The organism is Pandoraea sp. (genome assembly GCF_004297875.1).
In the GTDB taxonomy this organism is placed as follows: Bacteria; Pseudomonadota; Gammaproteobacteria; order Burkholderiales; family Burkholderiaceae; genus Pandoraea.
In genome coordinates this window covers 38,187-57,807 of record NZ_SCSK01000001.1, presented here as the reverse complement: position 1 = coordinate 57,807, position 19,621 = coordinate 38,187, and the positions used below count along the sequence as shown (strand labels likewise).

Annotated in this window: 22 protein-coding genes; 9 read left to right on the top strand and 13 right to left on the bottom strand. The window is 64.8% G+C overall.

The features are described from left to right. Nucleotides 1-18: 18 nt before the first annotated feature. The gene (locus EPN80_RS00275; RefSeq protein ID WP_293022183.1) at nucleotides 19-1,875 is read right to left on the bottom strand and encodes a phosphoenolpyruvate carboxykinase (GTP); all 1,857 of its coding nucleotides are present in this window, start codon (nucleotides 1,873-1,875) and stop codon (nucleotides 19-21) included. A gap of 306 nt (nucleotides 1,876-2,181) precedes the next feature. Here EPN80_RS00275 and EPN80_RS00270 point away from each other — a divergent pair, with 306 nt between their 5' ends. After that, nucleotides 2,182-3,192: a D-2-hydroxyacid dehydrogenase family protein gene (locus EPN80_RS00270; protein WP_293022180.1), complete on the top strand. Its 1,011-nt coding sequence runs from the start codon at nucleotides 2,182-2,184 to the stop codon at nucleotides 3,190-3,192. A gap of 11 nt (nucleotides 3,193-3,203) precedes the next feature. Here EPN80_RS00270 and EPN80_RS00265 read toward each other — a convergent pair whose 3' ends face one another. Together EPN80_RS00265 and EPN80_RS00260 are read right to left on the bottom strand one after the other, a co-directional pair. Beyond that, the gene (locus EPN80_RS00265; RefSeq protein WP_293022178.1) at nucleotides 3,204-4,049 is read right to left on the bottom strand and encodes a patatin-like phospholipase family protein; all 846 of its coding nucleotides are present in this window, start codon (nucleotides 4,047-4,049) and stop codon (nucleotides 3,204-3,206) included. 71 nt (nucleotides 4,050-4,120) lie between these two features. Beyond that, nucleotides 4,121-4,522 carry a PaaI family thioesterase gene (locus EPN80_RS00260; RefSeq protein ID WP_293022176.1) on the bottom strand — a complete coding sequence of 134 codons (402 nt, stop codon included), beginning with the start codon at nucleotides 4,520-4,522 and terminating at the stop codon, nucleotides 4,121-4,123. A gap of 194 nt (nucleotides 4,523-4,716) precedes the next feature. On the opposite strand from EPN80_RS00260, the gene EPN80_RS00255 reads away from it, so the two are divergent. Further along, complete coding sequence (locus tag EPN80_RS00255) at nucleotides 4,717-5,121, top strand: DoxX family protein (RefSeq protein WP_293022402.1); 405 nt, start codon at nucleotides 4,717-4,719, stop codon at nucleotides 5,119-5,121. A gap of 216 nt (nucleotides 5,122-5,337) precedes the next feature. Then, a complete protein-coding gene (locus EPN80_RS00250; protein ID WP_293022174.1) occupies nucleotides 5,338-5,901 on the top strand; it encodes a periplasmic heavy metal sensor in 564 nt (187 codons plus the stop codon). 28 nt (nucleotides 5,902-5,929) lie between these two features. On the opposite strand, the gene EPN80_RS00245 is transcribed toward EPN80_RS00250, so the two are convergent. Both EPN80_RS00245 and EPN80_RS00240 read right to left on the bottom strand, forming a co-directional pair. Further along, nucleotides 5,930-6,766: a TOBE domain-containing protein gene (locus tag EPN80_RS00245; RefSeq protein ID WP_293022172.1), complete on the bottom strand. Its 837-nt coding sequence runs from the start codon at nucleotides 6,764-6,766 to the stop codon at nucleotides 5,930-5,932. 39 nt (nucleotides 6,767-6,805) lie between these two features. Next, entirely contained in the window at nucleotides 6,806-8,362 is a 1,557-nt protein-coding gene (locus EPN80_RS00240) for an EAL domain-containing protein (protein WP_293022170.1), read from the bottom strand. Nucleotides 8,363-8,704: 342 nt separating this feature from the next. Here EPN80_RS00240 and EPN80_RS00235 point away from each other — a divergent pair, with 342 nt between their 5' ends. After that, on the top strand, nucleotides 8,705-9,946 hold the full coding sequence (locus tag EPN80_RS00235) for an MFS transporter (RefSeq protein WP_293022168.1): 1,242 nt from the start codon (nucleotides 8,705-8,707) through the stop codon (nucleotides 9,944-9,946). Nucleotides 9,947-9,996: 50 nt separating this feature from the next. On the opposite strand, the gene EPN80_RS00230 is transcribed toward EPN80_RS00235, so the two are convergent. The 3 genes from EPN80_RS00230 to EPN80_RS00220 all read right to left on the bottom strand — a co-directional run bounded on the left by EPN80_RS00230 (nucleotide 9,997) and on the right by EPN80_RS00220 (nucleotide 11,540). Next, nucleotides 9,997-10,482, bottom strand: a complete 486-nt coding sequence (locus tag EPN80_RS00230) for a hypothetical protein (RefSeq protein WP_293022166.1) — start codon at nucleotides 10,480-10,482, stop codon at nucleotides 9,997-9,999. An 82-nt stretch (nucleotides 10,483-10,564) separates the two neighbouring features. Next, the gene (locus EPN80_RS00225) at nucleotides 10,565-10,939 is read right to left on the bottom strand and encodes a VOC family protein (RefSeq protein ID WP_293022164.1); all 375 of its coding nucleotides are present in this window, start codon (nucleotides 10,937-10,939) and stop codon (nucleotides 10,565-10,567) included. A gap of 52 nt (nucleotides 10,940-10,991) precedes the next feature. Continuing rightward, nucleotides 10,992-11,540: a hypothetical protein gene (locus tag EPN80_RS00220; protein WP_293022162.1), complete on the bottom strand. Its 549-nt coding sequence runs from the start codon at nucleotides 11,538-11,540 to the stop codon at nucleotides 10,992-10,994. A 110-nt stretch (nucleotides 11,541-11,650) separates the two neighbouring features. On the opposite strand from EPN80_RS00220, the gene EPN80_RS00215 reads away from it, so the two are divergent. Beyond that, nucleotides 11,651-12,580 carry a helix-turn-helix transcriptional regulator gene (locus tag EPN80_RS00215; protein WP_293022159.1) on the top strand — a complete coding sequence of 310 codons (930 nt, stop codon included), beginning with the start codon at nucleotides 11,651-11,653 and terminating at the stop codon, nucleotides 12,578-12,580. A 45-nt stretch (nucleotides 12,581-12,625) separates the two neighbouring features. Then, nucleotides 12,626-12,850: an RNA-binding S4 domain-containing protein gene (locus EPN80_RS00210; RefSeq protein ID WP_047215488.1), complete on the top strand. Its 225-nt coding sequence runs from the start codon at nucleotides 12,626-12,628 to the stop codon at nucleotides 12,848-12,850. A 29-nt stretch (nucleotides 12,851-12,879) separates the two neighbouring features. On the opposite strand, the gene EPN80_RS00205 is transcribed toward EPN80_RS00210, so the two are convergent. Both EPN80_RS00205 and EPN80_RS00200 read right to left on the bottom strand, forming a co-directional pair. Further along, a complete protein-coding gene (locus tag EPN80_RS00205; protein ID WP_293022154.1) occupies nucleotides 12,880-13,233 on the bottom strand; it encodes an MFS transporter in 354 nt (117 codons plus the stop codon). Then, a complete protein-coding gene (locus tag EPN80_RS00200; protein ID WP_293022152.1) occupies nucleotides 13,227-14,057 on the bottom strand; it encodes an MFS transporter in 831 nt (276 codons plus the stop codon). The genes EPN80_RS00205 and EPN80_RS00200 overlap by 7 nt, the downstream gene beginning before the upstream one ends. A gap of 102 nt (nucleotides 14,058-14,159) precedes the next feature. Between EPN80_RS00200 and EPN80_RS00195 the strand changes: the two genes are divergently transcribed. From EPN80_RS00195 to EPN80_RS00185, 3 genes are all read left to right on the top strand, one after another. Further along, nucleotides 14,160-15,065 (top strand): LysR family transcriptional regulator, encoded by a 906-nt coding sequence (locus EPN80_RS00195; protein ID WP_293022149.1) that lies wholly within the window; start codon nucleotides 14,160-14,162, stop codon nucleotides 15,063-15,065. A 271-nt stretch (nucleotides 15,066-15,336) separates the two neighbouring features. After that, a complete protein-coding gene (locus EPN80_RS00190) occupies nucleotides 15,337-16,938 on the top strand; it encodes an APC family permease (RefSeq protein ID WP_293022146.1) in 1,602 nt (533 codons plus the stop codon). A 100-nt stretch (nucleotides 16,939-17,038) separates the two neighbouring features. Continuing rightward, nucleotides 17,039-17,227, top strand: a complete 189-nt coding sequence (locus tag EPN80_RS00185) for a hypothetical protein (protein ID WP_293022144.1) — start codon at nucleotides 17,039-17,041, stop codon at nucleotides 17,225-17,227. A gap of 11 nt (nucleotides 17,228-17,238) precedes the next feature. Here EPN80_RS00185 and EPN80_RS00180 read toward each other — a convergent pair whose 3' ends face one another. From EPN80_RS00180 to EPN80_RS00170, 3 genes are read right to left on the bottom strand one after another with little or no spacing between them, the layout of a single operon-like run. Then, complete coding sequence (locus EPN80_RS00180) at nucleotides 17,239-17,907, bottom strand: glutathione S-transferase family protein (protein WP_293022141.1); 669 nt, start codon at nucleotides 17,905-17,907, stop codon at nucleotides 17,239-17,241. A gap of 16 nt (nucleotides 17,908-17,923) precedes the next feature. Further along, the gene (locus tag EPN80_RS00175) at nucleotides 17,924-18,685 is read right to left on the bottom strand and encodes an ABC transporter permease (protein WP_293022138.1); all 762 of its coding nucleotides are present in this window, start codon (nucleotides 18,683-18,685) and stop codon (nucleotides 17,924-17,926) included. After that, nucleotides 18,682-19,617, bottom strand: a complete 936-nt coding sequence (locus EPN80_RS00170; protein ID WP_293022136.1) for an ABC transporter ATP-binding protein — start codon at nucleotides 19,615-19,617, stop codon at nucleotides 18,682-18,684. The genes EPN80_RS00175 and EPN80_RS00170 overlap by 4 nt, the downstream gene beginning before the upstream one ends. Between the last annotated feature and the right edge of the window lie 4 nt (nucleotides 19,618-19,621).

Here is a 19,621-nt window from a genome sequence, read left to right as displayed (position 1 = left end):
TGGCAACAACCAGCGGCCTCAAGCCCCCAGTTGCGCCTCCAGTCGGGCCTTGGCCTGCAGCAGCGCTTCCGGCATGCCGTGCTTGAGCTTCTCGAACAGCTCGCCATGCAGCGCCAGCTCATGGCGCCACGCATCCCGGTCGATCGAGGTGACCTGCTCGAACTGCTGCTCGGTGAACGTCAGGCCGGCCCAGTCCAGATCTTCGTAACGAGGCGAGATGCCGAACAGATGATCGGTGCCCGTGGCCTTGTCCTCGATACGTTCGAGCATCCATTTCATCACGCGCATGTTCTCGCCAAAGCCCGGCCACACGAACTCGCCATCGGCATTCTTGCGGAACCAGTTGACGCAATAAATCTTCGGCAGCTTGCCGCCGGCCGCCGCCAGCTTCTCGCCGAGCGCCAGCCAGTGCTGAAAATAATCGCTCATGTTGTAGCCGCAAAACGGCAGCATCGCGAACGGGTCGCGGCGCACCACGCCTTGCTGGCCAGCTGCGGCCGCCGTGGTCTCCGAGCCCATCGTGGCGGCCATGTAGACGCCTTCGGTCCAGGTGCGCGCCTCGCTCACCAGCGGCACCGTGGTCGAGCGCCGCCCGCCGAAAATGAACGCGTCGATCGGCACGCCGGCCGGGTTTTCCCAGTCCGGATCGATCGATGGGCATTGCGCGGCAGGCGCCGTGAAGCGCGCGTTCGGATGCGCTGCCTTGCGCCCGGTCTGCGCGGCGATTTCCGGCGTCCAGTCGCGGCCTTGCCAGTCGATCAGGTGCGCGGGCGGCTCCTTGGTCAGGCCTTCCCACCACACGTCGCCGTCGTCGGTCAGCGCGACGTTGGTAAAGATCACGTTGTCCTTGAGGGTGGCCAGCGCGTTGTAATTGGTCTTCTCGCTGGTGCCGGGCGCCACGCCGAAGTAACCTGCCTCGGGGTTGATCGCATAAAGACGGCCGTCCTTGCCGGGTTTGATCCACGCAATGTCGTCGCCGATCGTGCTCACGCGCCAGCCTTCGAAACCCTTGGGCGGGATCAGCATCGCGAAATTCGTCTTGCCGCAGGCCGAGGGAAACGCCGCCGCAATGTGATACTTCTTGCCCTGCGGCGAAGTCACGCCAAGGATCAGCATGTGCTCGGCCAGCCAGCCCTGGTCGCGCCCCATGGTCGAGGCGATGCGCAACGCAAAACATTTTTTCCCGAGCAACGCGTTGCCGCCATAGCCGGAGCCAAAGCTCCAGATTTCGCGGGATTCCGGAAAATGCACGATGTACTTGGTATCGTTGCAAGGCCACGGCACGTCGGCCTCGCCCGCAGCCAGCGGCTTGCCCACACTGTGCACGCAGGGCACGAAGGTGCCGTGCTCGCCCAGCACGTCGTACACCTCGCGCCCCATGCGGGTCATGATGCGCATATTGGTCACCACGTACGGGCTGTCCGACAGCTCGACGCCGATATGGGCGATCGGCGAGCCCAGCGGCCCCATCGAGAATGGCACCACATAAAGGGTACGGCCGCGCATCGCGCCGGCAAACAGGCCATCGAGCGTCGTGCGCATCTCGTTCGGATCGACCCAGTGGTTGGTCGGACCGGCATCTTCACGGCGCGCCGAGCAGATGAAAGTGCGGTCCTCCACGCGCGCCACGTCCGACGGGTCCGAGCATGCAAGGTATGAATTGGGGCGCTTGGCCGGGTTCAAGCGAACCAGCGTGCCTTGCCGCACCATTTGCTCGCTCAACCGGTCGTATTCTTCCTGCGAGCCGTCGCACCATACGATCCGATCGGGCTGAGTCAGCGCGGCGACGCGCGCCACCCAGTCGATCAGGCCACGATGCTTTACATAGCCCGGCACGTTCAACGCCGCGACGCCACCCATTTGAGGCTGATTCATCCACAAATCTCCGTAAAGGGTTGAAAAGAAAACCTTTGATGCACCCTTCCGGATCAAGCCGCCAACAAAAGAGACTGTTCAAGCCTCGCCAGGCGCGTTGCTGGTGTCCCGTGGCGGCCGATACCTCGCCGCGGGCCGGGCAACGCGTCCGCGGAATCGGAGGCCGTCGCCGAATAGGGTGAAAACTTGCCTCGCCGAGCGCCATCAGTGCGCTCTAAAATAGGGGACCCAGCATACCACCGTGCAAGCGGCCAAAGTTTTGCGCTGCACCATGGGTGTGCTCCGCCCTGTCCGCTGACTGCCATTATGAAAATAGCCATCCTCGACGATTACCAGGACGCCGTTCGCAAGCTCGAGTGCTTTGCCATGCTGGCTGGGCACGATGTCAAGGTGTTCAACAACACCGTCAAAGGCGTCGGGCAACTGGTCGCCCGCATCGGCGACGCCCAGGCACTGGTGCTGATTCGGGAGCGCACCGCCATCACCGCGCAACTGATCGACAAGCTGCCTCATTTGAAAATGATCAGCCAGACCGGGCGGGTCGGCAGCCACATCGACCTGGAGGCATGCACCGCGCGCGGCATCGCCGTGCTCGAAGGGGTGGGCTCGCCGGTGGCGCCCGCCGAGCTGACGTGGGCGCTGATCATGGCGGCGCAACGGCGCATTCCGCAGTACATGGGCAGTCTCAAGCACGGCGCCTGGCAGCAGTCGGGCTTGAAATCGTCGAGCATGCCGCCCAACTTCAGCCTGGGCCAGGTATTGCGCGGCCAGACCCTGGGAATCTGGGGTTATGGCAAGATCGGCCGTCTGGTGGCCGGCTACGGCAGGGCATTCGGCATGCGGGTGCTGGTGTGGGGCCGGGCGGCCTCGCGCGAGGCCGCGCAGGCCGATGGCCATACCCTGGCCGAGAGCCGCGAGGCGCTGTTCGAGCACAGCGACGTCCTGTCGCTGCACTTGCGCCTGAACGACGAAACCCGCCACATCGTGCGCCTCGAAGACATGCTGCGCATGAAGCCCGCCGCCCTGCTCGTCAATACCAGCCGCGCCGAGCTGATCGAGGAAAACGCGCTGATCACCGCGCTCAACCGCGGTCGCCCCGGCATGGCGGCCATCGACGTGTTCGAGAGCGAGCCGATCCTGCAAGGCAACCCGCTGCTGCGCCTGGAGAATTGCATCTGCACGCCGCACATCGGCTACGTCGAGCGGGAAAGCTATGCCCTGTATTTCGAGACGGCCTTTCGCAACCTCATCGATTATCTCGACGGCAACACCCAAAGCGTGGTCAATCCGGCCGCCCTGCACGGATTCGGGCGTTGAGTCGCGCCGGCTCAGGCGTTCAGATGACGTAAAAAGCGCTCGCCGTCGCGCCGGCCCAACTGATAGGCGGGCAGCATCAGCTCGGGATGCGTATAGTCCCAGCTTGAAATCGGCACCGGCTCGGAGGGCTGCACGTACCAGCGCTGCTGGCCATCGAGGTTGACGGTAAACATCTGCGGACGCGGATAGCGTCGCGTCATCAGCACCAGCACATGGCCAGGCACGGGATCGAGCGCATCGACCGGCACGTTGTCGACCAAGCCGCCGTCCAGCACGGGCTTGCCGGCACGCCGCAGCACCGGCGTGAAGGGGGGCGTACAGGACGATTGCAACAGCAGATCCGCCAACTCCTCGAGATCGGCGCAATCGCGCACCCGCACATACTCGGCGGAAAACCCGAGGCGCCGACCGAGCGTGGGATGCAGCGCATGCCGCACGTGCTTGTCGACGTTGTAGGCGAGCAGCCCGGCCACCAGTGCGGTGCGCGCGCCCAGCCAGCGCGGGATATGCGACACCGCGACGCGAATCTCCGGCGCCTGCTCGCGCAGCCTGGCAAACTGCCCCGCGTAGATATCGAGCAGCGCCTGGCGATAGATACGGTAGTGGGGAAATACCCGTTCGCGGCGCAGCAGATTGCCCCAGTAAGCATTCTTGCGATTGTCCTTGAGCGCGGTGCGGTAATACGCCATCACCCAGTCGGCATCGCGCGTATGCAACATGCATGCGGTCGCGGCGCCCGCCGACACCGCGGCAATCACTCTCGGCCTCAACGGCATCTCGACGTTCACGCGATCCCAGAACCCCGCCTGCCACCAGCAGCGGTTGCCGCCCCCTGCGAATACCATTTGATCGAACATGCCATCCCCCGCCCCCGTTGGCGCTCCCTGCCCGATACAACGCGCCAGCCGGCGGATCGGTGCACAGCTATCTAGAGCAACGCGTAGGTGGTGGTCGCATGCACGGCCATCTCGCCGCTCTCGTCATGGATTTCGATTTCGCCGAACACCAGATTGCGGCCCAGGCGCAGGACCCGCGCGCTCACGCGCGTGTCTCCCTGCCGCACGGCACGCATGAACTGCGTGGTCAACGAGACCGTCGTCATCGGCCGAAAGCCGCCCAGGGCAGCCGAGATCGCCACGATCATCGCGGTATCGGCCGCTGCCATGAAGACTTGCCCGCACACCACCCCGCCGGCATGACGCAACGCGTCGGAAAACGGCAGCCGCAGCACGCTGTGCCGCTCGTCCACGGACTCCACCTGCAAGCCAAGCGCGCCGACCCACGGCGCCAGCACCTGTCCCAGCAACGCCTGTGCGGCATCTCGATCCATCCTTGATCGCTCCTCGTTGGATATCTTCACCCCGGACAGTCCCGCGCGCCCGACCCGGCCACTCGCGGTGCAGCCCCGGTCGGGGCAGGCGCGGACGGGCCGCACGCGCAAGATACCTCATCAATCGAAAGACACGCCAGATTCATTTCGTTTTGGTACAGTTAGGCATTTTTATCATGACTGGGGACAACACCATGCGAGGGACGGACGATCTGGGTAAGTTGGTATTGCGGCTCAACCTGGGCATTTTGCTGCTTTTCCACGGCGTCAAAAAAATCACCGGCGGCATCGGTTTCGTTCATACGATGGTCGTCGCGCACGGCCTGCCCCCGCAAGTCGCGTACCTCGTGTACATCGGCGAGGTGGTCGCACCGGTGCTGCTGATTCTCGGCTTCTATTCGCGCATCGGCGGACTGATCGTCGTCATCAACATGCTGTTCGCGCTGTTTCTCGTGCATATGCATCAACTTGGCAGTCTCGCACCCACGGGTGGATGGGCGCTGGAACTGCAAGCGTTCTATCTGGTCAGCGGCCTGTGCGTGCTGCTGCTCGGTGCCGGCCGCTTCAGCATCTCGGGCGGCCGCGGTACCTGGGACTGAGCGCCGCGCCGCCGCGTCAGCGCGGGCACCAGGCAGCGGGGCCGGGCGCACCGATGGTGTCCCGGCCTTGGTCTTTCCAGGAGTTGTATCAAAATATGCCCACACGCCATGGGTGTAATCAGCGGTAATACGCCCGTTGCACTTTGCAAGATTTGCCGCTTGGCAATCACGTACTCTGGAACTGCCGATTCCGGTCACCTTTTTGGAGTGCGTATCATGCAGAAAAACCAGCTTTCCTTACTCGCCGCGTCGGTCGCGCTGGCGGCTTCGACCCTGTTGGGCACCGTCCGGGCCGCCGAGCCGCCGAGCTCACCTGTGGCCGCGCACGCGCCGATGGCGCGGCATCACGGTCACGACTTCATGCGCTCGATGCAACAGCTGCACGACCAGCTCAAGCTCTCGCCGCCCCAGGAACAGGCATGGCAACAAGCGCTCGCCCACATGAAGCGCAACCGCCAGGCGCAGCACGAAAACATGGGTCGTTATCGCGCCTTGCGCGACTCGATGCAGCATCAGCGGATTCTCGACCTGTCCTCACTGCGTGCCCAGCGCGACAAAATCTTCGCCGACAACCAGCGGCTGCGCGCCGATACCGAAGACCAGTGGCTGGCGTTCTACAATGGCCTGAACGACAATCAAAAAGCGACCGTCAGCGCCGCCATCGAGGCCCGCATGGCGAAGATGAATGCCTGGCGAGAGCACCATCGCACGCACCGCCACTGGCACCATCAGGAGCCCGGCGCACCGGCGGGCGCGTCGCAACCGGGCGCGCAACAATAGCCGGCGGGCCACGCCGCCGGTCGCGGGATCAGGCGCTCACACCCAGGATCACGCTCGATGCCTTGAATGCCGCGATCGCCGGCTCGCCCTCGGCCAGACCGAGTTGGGTCACACTGTCGTTGGTGACGACGGCCGTCAGAATGGTCCCGCCGGGCAGGGCCAGCGTCACCTCGGCGTTCACCGCGCCGCGCGTGACGCTGCCGACCACGCCGGCCAGCTGGTTGCGCGCCGACAGGCGCACGGTCGACGGGCCGCCGCTCATCAGCATGACCCATGAGGCCTTGATCAATGCGAACGCCTCGCTGCCCACGCGCAGCCCCAGCGCGGCGGTACTCTCGCGCGTGAGCACCGCGACCACCGCCTGGCCGCCGGGCAGGGCCAGCTCGACCTCGTCGTTGACGGCACCGGGGCGCAACGCGCTGACCGTGCCGAATAACTGATTGCGCGCGCTGGTGCGCATCGCCAGCCGCCCGATCAGGCGCCACTGGTCGTCGAACCGGTCGATATTCTCACCGATGCGGGCGAGGAACTTCCGGTGCTCGCGTTCGACCGCGCGGAACGTCTCGATCAGCCTGATCGCACGTTCGGTCAGGGCCGTACCGCCCCCGCCCTTGCCACCGGTCGAGCGCACCACCAGGGGCTCGCCCGCCAGGTTGTTCATCGCATCCACCGCATCCCACGCGGCCTTGTAGCTCATGCCAGCGGCCTTGGCCGCCGCCGTGATCGACCCGCACGCCCGAATCTGCTCGAGCAGGGCGATGCGGGCATGGCCGCCCAGGCTGCCGGCTTCGCTTTGCAGCCAGAGAGCGCCCTCCAGCTGCAGCGCGGCAGGCTCGGGGCGGCGGGAATCGTCGGGTTCGGACATCGCAGGACAGGATCAGGGATCGACATAAAGGCAACGCGCCTAGGATACCGACACCTGGCGCACGTCGGCAAAATACACGAACTCGGCGAACGAGGCGGGCCGGCTGAACAGATAGCCCTGCGCATATTGCACGCCCCGCGCGCGCAGATAATCGCGCTGCGTATAATTCTCGACACCCTCGGCCACCAGCTTGAGATTCAGGCGGGTGCCCAGATCGATGATCGAGTCGAGAATCGTCAACGCCACCGTATCCTCGGTCGAGATCGGCAGGAATTCCTTGTCGATTTTCAGGTAGTCGAACGGAAACTGCTTGAGGTAGCTGAGCGAATTGTTGTCGGTGCCGAAGTCGTCCAGCGCCACGGTCACCCCGGCATGCCGCAACTCGCTGAGCACCGCGCGCGCGGTGCCCGCATCCTGGATCACGCAACGCTCGGTGATTTCGATCGTCAGCGGATACGTGCCGATCAACGTGCCGTAATACTTCGCAATGTCGCTGACGATCGTGCGGCTGCGCAAATGCCGTTCGGCCAGGTTGACGCTGATCTGGAGACCTGCCGGCAGATCGCCGGCGCCAAGATCGCTGCGGATCTGGCGCAGCACGAAGCGGGTCAGGTCGATGATCAGATCGCTGCTCTCGGCCAACGGCACGAAGGCGTCGGGCCGCACCAGTCCGTGCGTCGGATGATGCCAGCGCAAGAGCGCCTCGGCTCCCGTGCAGCGTCCGCTCGAAAGCTCCACCACCGGCTGGTAGTACACCTTGAACTCACCGCGCTTGAGTCCGCGGGCAATCTGCCGGCGAGCGTACTGGTCGGGATTGAGACGGCGGTGCATCAACAAGCCCAGCAAGGCCGCGATGATCGCCCCGAAGGCCATCAGCAGGGGGATCTGCGACCACGCCAGCCGTCTGAGCAAATCCTCGCTGGTCGCCAGCCGCACCGAAAACGGGTAACGCGTCGATGCCAGCGTCACGCCGAGCACATCCAGCCCGGCCGGGACCGCCGGCATCGAACGCTGCAAACGACGCGACTCGGAACTCAACGCCCCGCCCGGAAAACCGACCGCCGCCCAGCGAAAATCGCGGCCGCGAATGTTATCCAGGATATCGAACAGATAAGGGCTGTCGATCGAGCCGAGCACCCCGTCGGTCGGGGTCACCGGCAGATACAGCAGCAGCGCCGGCCGCCCCGGCACCAGCGGGGTCCCGCCAAGCAGGCGGATCTGCTCGCGCGTGGACGGCTCGGGCAGCAGACTGGACAGCGGCTGGCTGAAGCTTTGCGTGGCCGACGAACAAACCATCTGGCCGCGCTGCACCAACACGATGGCGCGGAAATACGGCTGCATGGCCGCGGCGGACTGCAGCTTCGGGCCGACCTGCGCGCAGGGCTGATCGACCCAGGATCCGACTCCCTCCAGCGCCCGGTGCGACTGCTCGATCACCCGCTCGATGCCCGCGCGAGCCCGCGACGCCGCATCCTGCAACATGCCGTTGGCCTCGTCCCGCACACGCAGCCACGCCAGCACGAACACCACCGCCAGCGTCAGCGCCATCACCAGCAGAGTCCCCAGCCACTGCACGACACGAGAGTGCTTGATCATGTTCGCCGCTAAGTGAAAAAGTGAGTCACGCCAACGCCCCGCGCCGCGATATCGCCTTCCGGCGCGGCAAACAGGGGCATTTCGTACAGTGATGCAAAACCGGTCGTGCCGCCCCGAGAAACAGGGCGTTGGCAGCAAGATCACATCAATAATGCCTTCCCGCTCATGGGGGACTGTACACGATTCCCGAGTCCTCACCAATGATGACTATTCGGGATATAGCGAAAGACTATCAGGCAACGAGATGTCCGGTTCTCGACAATAATTGGCAAAACAACGAATTCCCGATGATCTACACTCGTGCTATCCGATTGACACCCTCTTCCAAGTTATTCCGTTGCCATGGACACCAGTTTGAAGCAAGGCCGCCAGACGCCGACCCCGCCGGGCCGGGCCGCCGAAAACGCCACCGTTTTCGGCATTCTTGGCGCCATCAGTTTTTCCCATTTGCTCAACGACATGATCCAGTCGTTGATCCTGGCCATTTATCCGCTGCTGAAGAATTCTTTCGATCTCTCGTTCGGCCAGATCGGGCTGATCACCCTGACCTATCAAATGACCGCGTCCATGCTGCAACCGGTGGTGGGCTTCATCACCGATCGCCGGCCGCAGCCGTACTCGCTGCCGGTCGGCATGGGCTTCACGCTGGTCGGCTTGCTGCTGCTGGCCACCGCCCCGAACTTCGGCATCCTGTTGGTCGCCGCGGCGCTGGTCGGCATGGGCTCGTCGGTGTTTCACCCCGAGTCCTCGCGCGTGGCGCGCATGGCCTCGGGCGGGCGGCACGGCCTCGCGCAATCGCTGTTTCAGGTCGGCGGCAATGCCGGCACCTCGCTCGGGCCGTTGCTCGCGGCGCTGGTCATCGCACCCTATGGGCGCGGCACCGTTGCCTGGTTCTCGCTGGCCGCGCTGCTGGCCATTTTCGTGCTGATCCACGTGAGCCGCTGGTACAACGCCCATCGCCAGGGCAGCCGGGGCAAGGCGGCCACGCGCCGCGCCGGACACGCGGAACTGCCGCGCAACAAGGTGTTGTTTTCGCTGGGCATCCTGATGCTGCTGATCTTCTCCAAATACTTTTATTTGGCCAGCCTGAACTCCTATTACACCTTCTATCTGATCGACAAATTCCACCTGTCGGTGCAGAGCGCGCAGATCTACCTGTTCATTTTCCTGTTCTCGGTGGCCGTCGGCACGCTCGCGGGCGGCCCGATCGGGGACCGTGTCGGCCGCAAATACGTCATCTGGGTTTCGATTCTGGGCGTCACGCCATTCACGCTGGCGCTGCCCTACGCCAACCTGTTCTGGACCGGCGTGCTGACCGTCGTCATCGGCCTGGTGCTGGCTTCGGCCTTCTCCGCGATCCTCGTGTACGCACAGGAACTGGTGCCCGGCAAAGTCGGCATGATCGCCGGCATGTTCTTCGGCTTTGCGTTCGGCATGGGCGGGATCGGCGCTGCGGTGCTCGGCAAACTGGCGGATGCGACCAGCATCGAGTTCGTCTACCACGTCTGCTCGTTCCTGCCGCTGATCGGCGTACTGACCGCCCTGCTGCCGAATCTCGAGCGGCCGCGGCACGCCAGCGCGTGAGTTTGCCGCCGCGCCTGGCCCGCAGTGGCCCCGGCCAACGGCACGGCGCGCTACATCCAGCCGTTGACGGTCGCCACGAAATAGCGCGGCGCCTGCGGCGGCGCACCCGCGCCGCTGGCCACCTCCGATTTGCGCGGCCGACGGAACTCGATCACGCGCACGCGATGATGGCGCAGGCCGCAACGGACGCGCAGATTTTCCCAGCGCCCGGTCCGCTCCCCATATAGCGACCCCGGCATCGCGACAGCCGTGTCGATCGGAATCGGGTGGCCGATCGAGAAAATCGTCGTGCGATGCCTGACGCTCGCCGCCAGCACCTCGCTGTCGGACTGCGCAAACGCATGACCGGTCAAACGCAGGCGCACTGCCTGGGTGATCGCCTGCGCGCAGCGGGCGACCTCGCTGCCGACGTGCAATTTTTTAGTGAGGTAATTGAAATAATCATGATCAGGCGCGGCATGCAGCACAACGACCGGCAGACCGACGGCCAGCGAAAGCGCTAGCCGTCGGAGCAGGCGCCCCGAGTGGATTGGCATTGCTTGGAGTCCCCGTGATTGACAACTTGGAGGGACTATTATCGCCATGCCAGGGGCGACACGCAAATCGCGCCGCGCGGGCTCAGGGCAAACCGCAGTAAGCCTCGAGCCGGTAGCCGTCCGGATCGATCACGAAGGCCGCGTAATAATTCTCCCCGTAATCGGCGCGCAGCCCGGGCTTGCCGTTATCGGTGCCGCCGGCGTGCATGGCGGCGGCGTGGAATGCAATTACGCTCTCGCGATTGGGTGCGCGCAGGCAAAAGTGCAGCCCCGAGCCGGTATCGGCCGGCACCGGGCGCGCCGCCATGCCGATCCACAAGGCGACACCGTCGCGCCCATATCCCAACATATCCCCGGACTCGCTCAAACAGGTATATCCCAGCGGACGTAATGCCGCATCGTAAAACTTCCTGGCGACATCAATATCTCGCACTCCGATCGATACATGATCCCACATCGTTCACCTCCTGAATCGCGCCGTCGTGGCGCTCAAAAAAGCCGATCCACCATCACGGCGCGACGCGGCTGGCCTGAAACTCCCCTTCGAGCCGCCAGGTCTTGCCGTCGGCCTCGAGCGCTTCGCCGATCCAGCGAAACGACGCAGGCGCGATCTCGGTAAAGCGCCAGCGCGTCGGCGTGCCGTTGGCGTGACGGCCAAGCTGAACGATCTCGTCGCCGCAGCGGCGCCCGATCATCTCCTCATGCACGCCGGCCACCGGATTGAACCAGGACACCCGCCACGCCTCGATCAAGGGATCCCACACGCGCAGCGTGGTGCCGTACATATCGCGGTCTTGCTCTGGCGCCGTGGCGCGCTGCGCGCGGCGCGGCATGATCCACACGTCCTGCATCGCGCGGCCTTCGAGCACCCAGCCGAAATGGACCTCGCCGGTCACGCCCCGGCCGCGCAAATCGACCCGGTAGTGCTGCACCTCGAGCGCCCAGCTGCCGACCAGCCACCCATACGCATCGAGTTCGGCCGGAATCTCAGGCGCTCGCCGCGGCGCCGCCAATACCTCATGAAAACCGCCGCCCAATGCGGCCCGCACCACTTGCATCGTCAAACCTCCTAAAATAGGCGCATCGCCTGCTGTTCGCGTCGCGCGGCTGCCGCCGGTCGGCACCGCCCGCGTGAACATCAGCATAGGTCCGCACGAGGGAATGATTCTTGGCGAAAATTGCGCTCGAACTGGCTCAGGCACTTTCCCGGCGCGCCACCACGGGCGCGGCCGGCAATGCGTCGCGCCGCCGGTTGGCGCAGGGCGACGGCTGGGCGGTCGACGACGTGATATGCACCGCGGGACCGCAGGATCGCGCTTTCGAGGAGCGCCACGAAACGGTATCGATCGCCATCGTGCTGGCCGGCAACTTCCAGTACCGCAGCGTGCCCGGGCGGGCCCTGATGACACCGGGTTCGGTGCTGCTGGGCAACGCCGGCCGGTGTTTCGAATGCGGGCACGAGCACGGTGCGGGCGACCGCTGCCTGGCGTTTCGCTACGCACCCGACACCTTCGAGCGCCTGTATGCCGAGGCTGGCGCGCGCGGCCCGACACCCGAGTTCCGCCACCCGAGCCTGCCTGCCCTGCGCGCCCTCGCGCCGCTCGTGGCGCAGGCTTGTGCCGGGCTGAGCGCACCGCACAGCGACATCGCCTGGGAAGAACTCGCCCTGCGCCTGGCCGCACAGACCGTACGCGTGGCCTGGGCGCTGCCCGAGGCAGCCGGGGCGATGCCGCGTGGCGCCGAAGCGCGGGTCGCGCAGAGCGTGCGCGAGATCGAGCATCGATCCGGAACACCCCTATCGCTGAGCGGTCTGGCCGGCGAGGCGGGCCTGAGTCCTTATCACTTTTTGCGCACTTTCGAGCGCGTCACGGGGCTGACCCCGCATCAATACCTGCGCCGCACGCGCTTGCGCAACGCCGCCGCCCGGCTGTTGAGCGACGACGCGAAAATTCTCGACGTCGCGCTCGATAGCGGCTTTGGCGATGTATCGAATTTCAATCACGCCTTCCGTGCCGAATTCGGCCTCAGCCCACGCGCCTATCGCCGGCAGGGCGCGCCGCGCGCCAGCGAATCAGCGCTTGGCAGCCAGCCGGCTTGAAGGCGACAATACCAGCCCCCTGCTCCTGCCCCTGCGCCCATCGCCATGCAACACCTCGAATTCGAACTGACCGGCGACTTCGTCGCGCTCAACGACCTGCTCAAAGTCACCGGACTGTGCGACAGCGGCGGCGCCGGCAAGGCGCTGGTAGCCAGCGGCGCGGTCAGCGTCGATGGCCACACGGAGACGCGCAAAACCTGCAAGATCCGCGCGCACCAGACCGTAGCACTGGGCGATGTGCGCATCCATGTCATCCCGGCGCGCCCATAGTCCGGCTTGATGCGCCCGATGCCAGGAGCTCAATCGGCGTCCAGGCAGACGGCCGCACGCGCAGGCCGCGCCGGTCGGCGCGAGACCTGCAGCATGCCCAGCGCGGCCAACAGAAGGAGCATCGACGCCAGCGGCAGCGCATGGGCGCCGGCCGCGCCATACACGCGCCCGGCCACGGCCGACCCAGCCGACATGCCGACGTACAGCGCCGACGCGTTCAGCGCCAAAACCACCGCGCGCGCCTGCGGCGCCAATTCCACCAGGCGACGCTGCTGCGCGGGCACGAACACGTCGTTGGCAACCGCCCACAGGATCAGCACGACAAACGCGACACCGCTCACACCGGGCGCCGCGTAAGCCAGCGCGAAAGTGCCGATCAGCACGCCCAGCGCAACCGCTCCGCGCTCCAGCGGGTGGCCACCCAGCGAGCCACGCCATTGCCCACGATACTGGCGACGCCAAACACCAACAGCGCGCTCGAGGCCTCGCCGCCGGACAGGCCGAAGCGCTCCCGCAACAGCGGCACGATCAGCGTGTAACTGACGAACAGCCCCGCCATTTGCAGGAATACCACGCTCACGCCGCTGGCAATCGCCGGCTGGCGCAACAGCCCGACCAGGTCGCGCGGCGCCATGCGCTGGCCCGCCTCGCGCACCCTGACGAATACCAGTACCGCGACGATCACGCCGACATTCAATCCGGCCACCACGACGAACAAGGGGCGCCAGCCGATATTGAGCGCGACCCAGGCCGATGCCGGCATGCTGAGCACCGACGACAGCGTCATGCCCATGAAGACCGCGGCCAGCGCGCGCCCCTGCTGGTGGCGCTCGACCAGGCCAGCGCCGAGCGCCGACGCCACCGGCCCGATCGCGGCGGCACCCAGCGCGGTCAGCACGCGCGCGGCAAACAACGCGCCGTAGCTGGGCGCCGCGGCGGCCAGCAACGCACCGAGCGTGGCCAGGCTCAAGCCGCCAAGCAACAGCGCGCGACGCTCCAGAGCGCCCAGCACCATCTGGATCAGCGGCGCGCTTACCGCATAGGTCAAGGCAAACACCGCGATCAGGTTGGCCACCGCGCCCCGGCTCACGTGCAAGCCATCGGCGATCGACGGCAACGCGCCGATCGCCGCCATGGTCGTGGTGCCCATCACGAAATACGCGGCGGTCAGGGTGGCGAGGGCATAAGCGCGTCGTCGATCGTTCATGAGTGTTCTCCCGGGGCTGCCAGGCGTTGGCAAGTGCTTGTCACTCTAGGGAAGATCAATGTATATTAAAAATGGATTATTAATATACGACCCATAACCAACATGGATTTGCGCAGTCTTGATCTGAATCTGCTGGTGTCGCTCGACGCCCTGCTCGCCGAGCGCAACGTCACGCGTGCGGCCGCGCGCCTGCATGTGAGCCAGCCGGCCCTCTCGGCTCAGCTCGCGCGGCTGCGTGCGATTTTCGACGATCCGTTGCTGATGCCCGCCGAGAGTGGCCGCGGCATGGTCGCAACGGCCCGCGCCGAGCGCTTGCAGACAGAATTGCGCGGTGCGTTGCATCACCTGCAAATGGTCATCAGCCGCGCGCCGAGTTTCGATCCGCATAACGACGTGCGCAGCTTCACCCTGGCCTCCAGCGACAATGCCAGCATGCTGATCGGCCTGCCGCTGTTCGAGGCGCTGCGCACGGCCGCTGGCGACGGCATCCGCATCGCCTGGCGCAGCGTCGACGGGGCGCGCGTCGCGGCGCAGCTGGAGAGCGGCGAAATCGACTTTCTGATCGCCGCGCCCGACGTCATGCCGCCGGCCATGAAAGCCACCCGCGTCATCCAGGAGCGCTTCGTCATGGCGCAACGCAAGGGGCATCCGCGCGGCACCGGTCCGCTCGATTTGTCGAGCTACTGCGCGCTGCGGCATGTGCTGGTGTCAATCAGTGGCGGCAACTTTCACGGCTTCATGGACGAGCATCTCGAAAGGCTCGGCGCACGGCGCACGGTTGCCGTGTCGGTCCAGCAGTTTGGCCTGGCCGCCGCGATTCTGCAGGTGACCGACTACGTGTGCACGCTGCCGGCCCGGCTCATGCAGCGCTACACCGACACGCTCGATGCGTTCGAGCTGCCTTTCGCGGCACAGGGCTTCTCGCTCTATCTCGGCTGGCATCCACGCTTTCATGCCGATCCAGCCCATAGCTGGCTGCGCGACATGATCCTGCGCTGCGTACGCTAAGCACTTGCCGTACGGCACGCGCGGCGCGCGCGCCCGATGCCGGTCGTGATCGGCTCGCACTGGCATATATCGTATCGTCGCCTAAAATAAAGGCAGCCTCGCATTGCCAGAGCACGCCATCCGTGCTGGGCGGTGCGGTCTGTGCGCCCTCTCTCAAGCGAGAGCATGCGTGCGGTCGATATGTGGGACACCGTTATTTTGAGGCAGCGTTCGCACAGCCCACCGGAATAATCTACCGGGCGACCTCACGCGTTCATTCAAAGGAGGTTGTATGGCTAACGCCACTGGGCTAAGCGTCTCCGGCAAACTGCGCCGGGACGCCGGGATCATCGGACTGCTCTTTGCGAGTACCAGCAGCATTGTCGGCTCAGGCTGGCTGTTCGGGGCCTTCCATGCGTCGAAAATCGCCGGACCGCTGAGCATCTGGAGTTGGGTCATCGGCGCTGTCATCATCATGCTCATCGCCTTGTGCTTTGCCGAGCTGGCGGCCCTGTTCCCGCGTAGCGGCGCCCTGGTGCACATGAGTCACGCCAGCCACGGCGACGGCCTCGGGCGCATCTGGAGCTGGATGCTGTTTCTCGCCTATGTGCCGATACCGGCGGTCGAAGCCGAGGCGATCGTCACGTATGCCAACAACTACCTCCCTTATTTCATTCAGCCCGGTAGTCAAGGACTCCTGACCGTCACGGGTTTTATCGCCTGCGCCGCGTTGCTCGGCCTGATGGCGCTGCTCAACCTGATGACGGTGCGCTGGCTGCTCAACTTCAACTCCACCATTACCTGGTGGAAGATCCTGGTGCCGGCCATCACCATCGTGGCGCTCATCGGCGCCAGCACGCACTGGGATGTGATGCATGCCGACCCGACCGGGTACAAGCTCTCCGGCATGTTCACCTCGCTGCCGGCTGCCGGCATCATTTTCAGCTACCTGGGGTTCCGTACCGCGATCGACCTTGGCGGCGAAAGCTCGAATCCCAACCGCAATATCCCGCTCGCGGTGATCGGCTCGGTGCTGCTTGCCGCCGTACTCTACGTGCTGTTGCAGATCGCCTTCCTCAAGGCATTGGCGCCGGCCGATCTGGCGCGCGGCTGGGCCAACCTCAACTTCACCGGGCAGATGGGGCCGTTCGCCGGTCTGGCCGCGACACTCGGCCTGGGCTGGATGGCGACGCTGCTCTATATCGACGCCTACATCTCGCCCGGCGGTACCGGCCTGATGTACATGACCGGTGGCTCGCGCGTGCTGTTCGCGGTCGGCGAACTCGAAGCCGGCCCGCGTTGGCTGGTCAAGCTCAACAACAATCAGGTGCCGTGGACCTCGGTGCTCCTGATGTGGCTGGTGGGCGTGATCTTCCTGTTGCCGTTCCCGGCCTGGCAGCAAATGGTCAATTACATCACCTCGATTACCGTGCTGACCTACGGCCTGGGCCCCGTCGCGCTGCTCGTCATGCGGCGCAGCCTGCCCAACCTGAAGCGTCCGTTTCATCTGAAAGGCGCCCAGCTCATCGCGCCCATTGCCTTCGTATGCAGCAACTGGGTCATCTATTGGACCGGCTATAAGACCAACTCCTTCCTGTTCGCCCTGATCGCCGTCGGTTTTGTCCTGTACGCGCTGCACTACCACCTGGTTGCCAGGAAACCCGTGCGCGACTTTGGCTGGCGCCATATTGCCTGGCTGCTGCCCTGGTTTGGCGGCCTGTGGGTTCTGTCCATGCTGGGCGGCATCGGTGGCGGCAAGGATCTGCTTGGCTTCGGCTGGGAAGTCGTGTGCGTGGCCGTATGGAGTCTGATTGTGCTGTGGTTGGCGGTTGCCACCGCGTTGCCCAAACACGAAACGGCCGAGATCATGTCCCGCATGGAGAAAACCGTCTGACGGCTCGCGCGCCGCAAGCGCCGGCATCCGCTTGCCGTCCGCGGCGGGCGGATACCCGGCGCCGGAGTACAATGCGCCGCTACGCCGTCAAGGACATATCGTGAAGAAAACCGATCTCGAGAAACTGAAAGGTCTGAAGCTGACCAATCAACTGAAGCAAAGCCAGCCGGCGCGCGGCGGCAAGGGCGCGCGCACGAAGGCGGGACAGCCCGCGCGCGCCAGCAAGTTGATGAACGCGTTGCTCAAATCGCCGGAACCCGAAGCGGACGAGCGCAAGGCAGGCGACTGAGCCTCGCGCGCTCAGTCGCGGGTATCGGGCGAGGGCAGCGTCGAAATTCCCTGCGCCTGCGCGGCCGCTTCCTGCGCCCGTAACGCGCGCAAGAATCCCTCCCGTTGCCGCAGGCGCGCCCAATAGGCCGCGACGGCCGGCGTGAAGTGTGCCGCCAGCCCCAGGTGCTCGGCCAGCAGCAACGCATAGCCGACCGAGACGTCGGCGGCGGTAAAACGCCCGGCGCACAAATAGTCCTGCTCCGCCAGCAGCGTCTGCAGGCTGCGCAAGCGCGCCAGAAACCACTTTTGATAATCGGCCGCGACCTGCGGCATGCGCCGCTCCTCCGGCTCGAAATGGGTATAGCGCAATACCAGCGTTTGCGGAAAGGTCAGGGTCGCCTCGCCGAAATGCAGAAAGTTCAGGTAGCTGCCGAAATCCGGCTCGCCGGCCTCGACGTTCAGCGTATTCGGCATGTAGCGCGCGGCCAGGTATTGGCAGATCGCGGCCGACTCGGTCATGCGCGTCGCACCGTCGAGCAGCAACGGCACCGTGCCGAGCGGATTGACCTCCAGATAAGAGCGGTCCCGCGCGCGCGGCGGAAACGGCAGCATGCGCAGTTCGTAGCGCAGGCCCAACTCTTCGAGCATCCAAAGCGGACGAAACGAGCGCGCGCTGACGCAATGAAAAAGCGTGATCATGGGCGAGCCGCCGCTCTCAGGTTTTGAGTCGATAGCCGGTCTTGAAAATCCACGCCACGACCGCCAGGAACACCGCCAGAAACACCAGCGTCATGCCCAGGCTGATGCCGATGCTCACATCGGCGATGCCGTAGAAGCTCCAGCGAAAGCCGCTGATCAGGTAGACCACCGGATTGAGCAGCGCCACGGTGCGCCAGAACGGCGGCAGGATATGGATCGAATAGAAACTGCCGCCCAGGAACGTCAGCGGGGTGATGATCAACAGCGGCACCACCTGCAGTTTCTCGAATCCGTCGGCCCAGATGCCGATGATGAAGCCCAGCAGGCTGAAGGTCACGGCAGTGAGCAGCAGAAACAGCACCATCCACACCGGATGATCGATGCGCAGCGGCACGAACAGCGTGGCGGTCGCCAGGATGATCAACCCCAGGATGATCGACTTGGTCGCGGCCGCCCCCACGTAGCTCACGACGATCTCCAGATACGACACCGGCGCGGAGAGCAATTCATAGATCGTGCCGGTGAACTTCGGAAAATAAATGCCGAACGATGCGTTGGAGACGCTTTGCGTCAACAGCGACAGCATGATCAGGCCCGGCACGATGAACGCACCGTAACTGATGCCGTCGATCTGCGCGATGCGCGAACCGATGGCCGCGCCGAATACCACGAAATACAGCGAGGTCGAAATCACCGGCGAAATCACGCTTTGCATCAGCGTGCGCCAGGTGCGCGCCATCTCGAACAAATAAATCGCGCGGACTGCATACAGATTCATTGTCCGTCCCTCACTAGGCTGACGAAAATATCTTCCAGCGAACTCTGCGTGGTTTGCAGATCGCGGAACGGAATGCCCGCCTGATTCAGATCCCTGAGCAGCGCCGTGATGTCGTTACCCTCCGTGTGCTCGCCCTGCGTATCGTAGGTGTAAATCAGTTCGCGCCCGTCGCTGGTCAGCTCCAGGTGGTAGCCAGCCAGCGCCGCCGGCACCGCGTCGAGCGGCTGCTGCAGTTGCAGGATCAGTTGCTTCTTGCCGAGCTTGCGCATCAGTTCGGTCTTGTCCTCGACCAGCATGATCTCGCCATTGCTGATCACGCCGATGCGGTCGGCCATTTCCTCGGCTTCGTCGATATAGTGGGTGGTCAGGATGATCGTCACGCCGGAGCCCTGCAGCGTGCGCACCAATTCCCACATGTCGCGCCGCAGCTCGACGTCGACGCCCGCGGTCGGTTCGTCCAGGAACAGCACCCGCGGCTCGTGCGCCAACGCCTTGGCGATCAGCACGCGCCGCTTCATGCCGCCCGAGAGCGTCATGATCATGTTGTCCTTCTTGTTCCACAGCGACAAATCCCGCAACACCTTTTCGATGTATGCGGGATTGGCGGGCTTGCCGAACAGGCCGCGACTGAACGACACCGTCGCCCACACCGTTTCGAACGCATTGGTGGTGAGTTCCTGCGGCACCAGTCCGATGGTCGCGCGCGCGGCGCGATAGTCGGCAACGATATCGTGCCCGTCGACCACGATGCTGCCCTCGGTCGCGTTGACCAGGCCGCAGACGGTGCCGATCAGCGTGGTTTTGCCGGCGCCGTTGGGGCCCAGCAGCGCGAAAATCTCGCCCCGGCGAATCTCCAGATTGACATGCTTGAGCGCCTGGAAGCCGGTTGCGTAGGTTTTCGACAGATTCTTGATCGAGATGATTGGCTGCATGGAC

Bases quoted from the DNA above. Each gene is read 5' to 3' on its own strand.
- EPN80_RS00275 (WP_293022183.1), bottom strand. From the start codon at position 1,875: ATGAATCAGCCTCAAATGGGTGGCGTCGCGGCGTTGAACGTGCCGGGC.
- EPN80_RS00270 (WP_293022180.1), top strand. From the start codon at position 2,182: ATGAAAATAGCCATCCTCGACGATTACCAGGACGCCGTTCGCAAGCTC.
- EPN80_RS00265 (WP_293022178.1), bottom strand. From the start codon at position 4,049: ATGTTCGATCAAATGGTATTCGCAGGGGGCGGCAACCGCTGCTGGTGG.
- EPN80_RS00260 (WP_293022176.1), bottom strand. From the start codon at position 4,522: ATGGATCGAGATGCCGCACAGGCGTTGCTGGGACAGGTGCTGGCGCCG.
- EPN80_RS00255 (WP_293022402.1), top strand. From the start codon at position 4,717: ATGCGAGGGACGGACGATCTGGGTAAGTTGGTATTGCGGCTCAACCTG.
- EPN80_RS00250 (WP_293022174.1), top strand. From the start codon at position 5,338: ATGCAGAAAAACCAGCTTTCCTTACTCGCCGCGTCGGTCGCGCTGGCG.
- EPN80_RS00245 (WP_293022172.1), bottom strand. From the start codon at position 6,766: ATGTCCGAACCCGACGATTCCCGCCGCCCCGAGCCTGCCGCGCTGCAG.
- EPN80_RS00240 (WP_293022170.1), bottom strand. From the start codon at position 8,362: ATGATCAAGCACTCTCGTGTCGTGCAGTGGCTGGGGACTCTGCTGGTG.
- EPN80_RS00235 (WP_293022168.1), top strand. From the start codon at position 8,705: ATGGACACCAGTTTGAAGCAAGGCCGCCAGACGCCGACCCCGCCGGGC.
- EPN80_RS00230 (WP_293022166.1), bottom strand. From the start codon at position 10,482: ATGCCAATCCACTCGGGGCGCCTGCTCCGACGGCTAGCGCTTTCGCTG.
- EPN80_RS00225 (WP_293022164.1), bottom strand. From the start codon at position 10,939: ATGTGGGATCATGTATCGATCGGAGTGCGAGATATTGATGTCGCCAGG.
- EPN80_RS00220 (WP_293022162.1), bottom strand. From the start codon at position 11,540: ATGCAAGTGGTGCGGGCCGCATTGGGCGGCGGTTTTCATGAGGTATTG.
- EPN80_RS00210 (WP_047215488.1), top strand. From the start codon at position 12,626: ATGCAACACCTCGAATTCGAACTGACCGGCGACTTCGTCGCGCTCAAC.
- EPN80_RS00200 (WP_293022152.1), bottom strand. From the start codon at position 14,057: ATGAACGATCGACGACGCGCTTATGCCCTCGCCACCCTGACCGCCGCG.
- EPN80_RS00195 (WP_293022149.1), top strand. From the start codon at position 14,160: ATGGATTTGCGCAGTCTTGATCTGAATCTGCTGGTGTCGCTCGACGCC.
- EPN80_RS00190 (WP_293022146.1), top strand. From the start codon at position 15,337: ATGGCTAACGCCACTGGGCTAAGCGTCTCCGGCAAACTGCGCCGGGAC.
- EPN80_RS00180 (WP_293022141.1), bottom strand. From the start codon at position 17,907: ATGATCACGCTTTTTCATTGCGTCAGCGCGCGCTCGTTTCGTCCGCTT.
- EPN80_RS00175 (WP_293022138.1), bottom strand. From the start codon at position 18,685: ATGAATCTGTATGCAGTCCGCGCGATTTATTTGTTCGAGATGGCGCGC.
- EPN80_RS00170 (WP_293022136.1), bottom strand. From the start codon at position 19,617: ATGCAGCCAATCATCTCGATCAAGAATCTGTCGAAAACCTACGCAACC.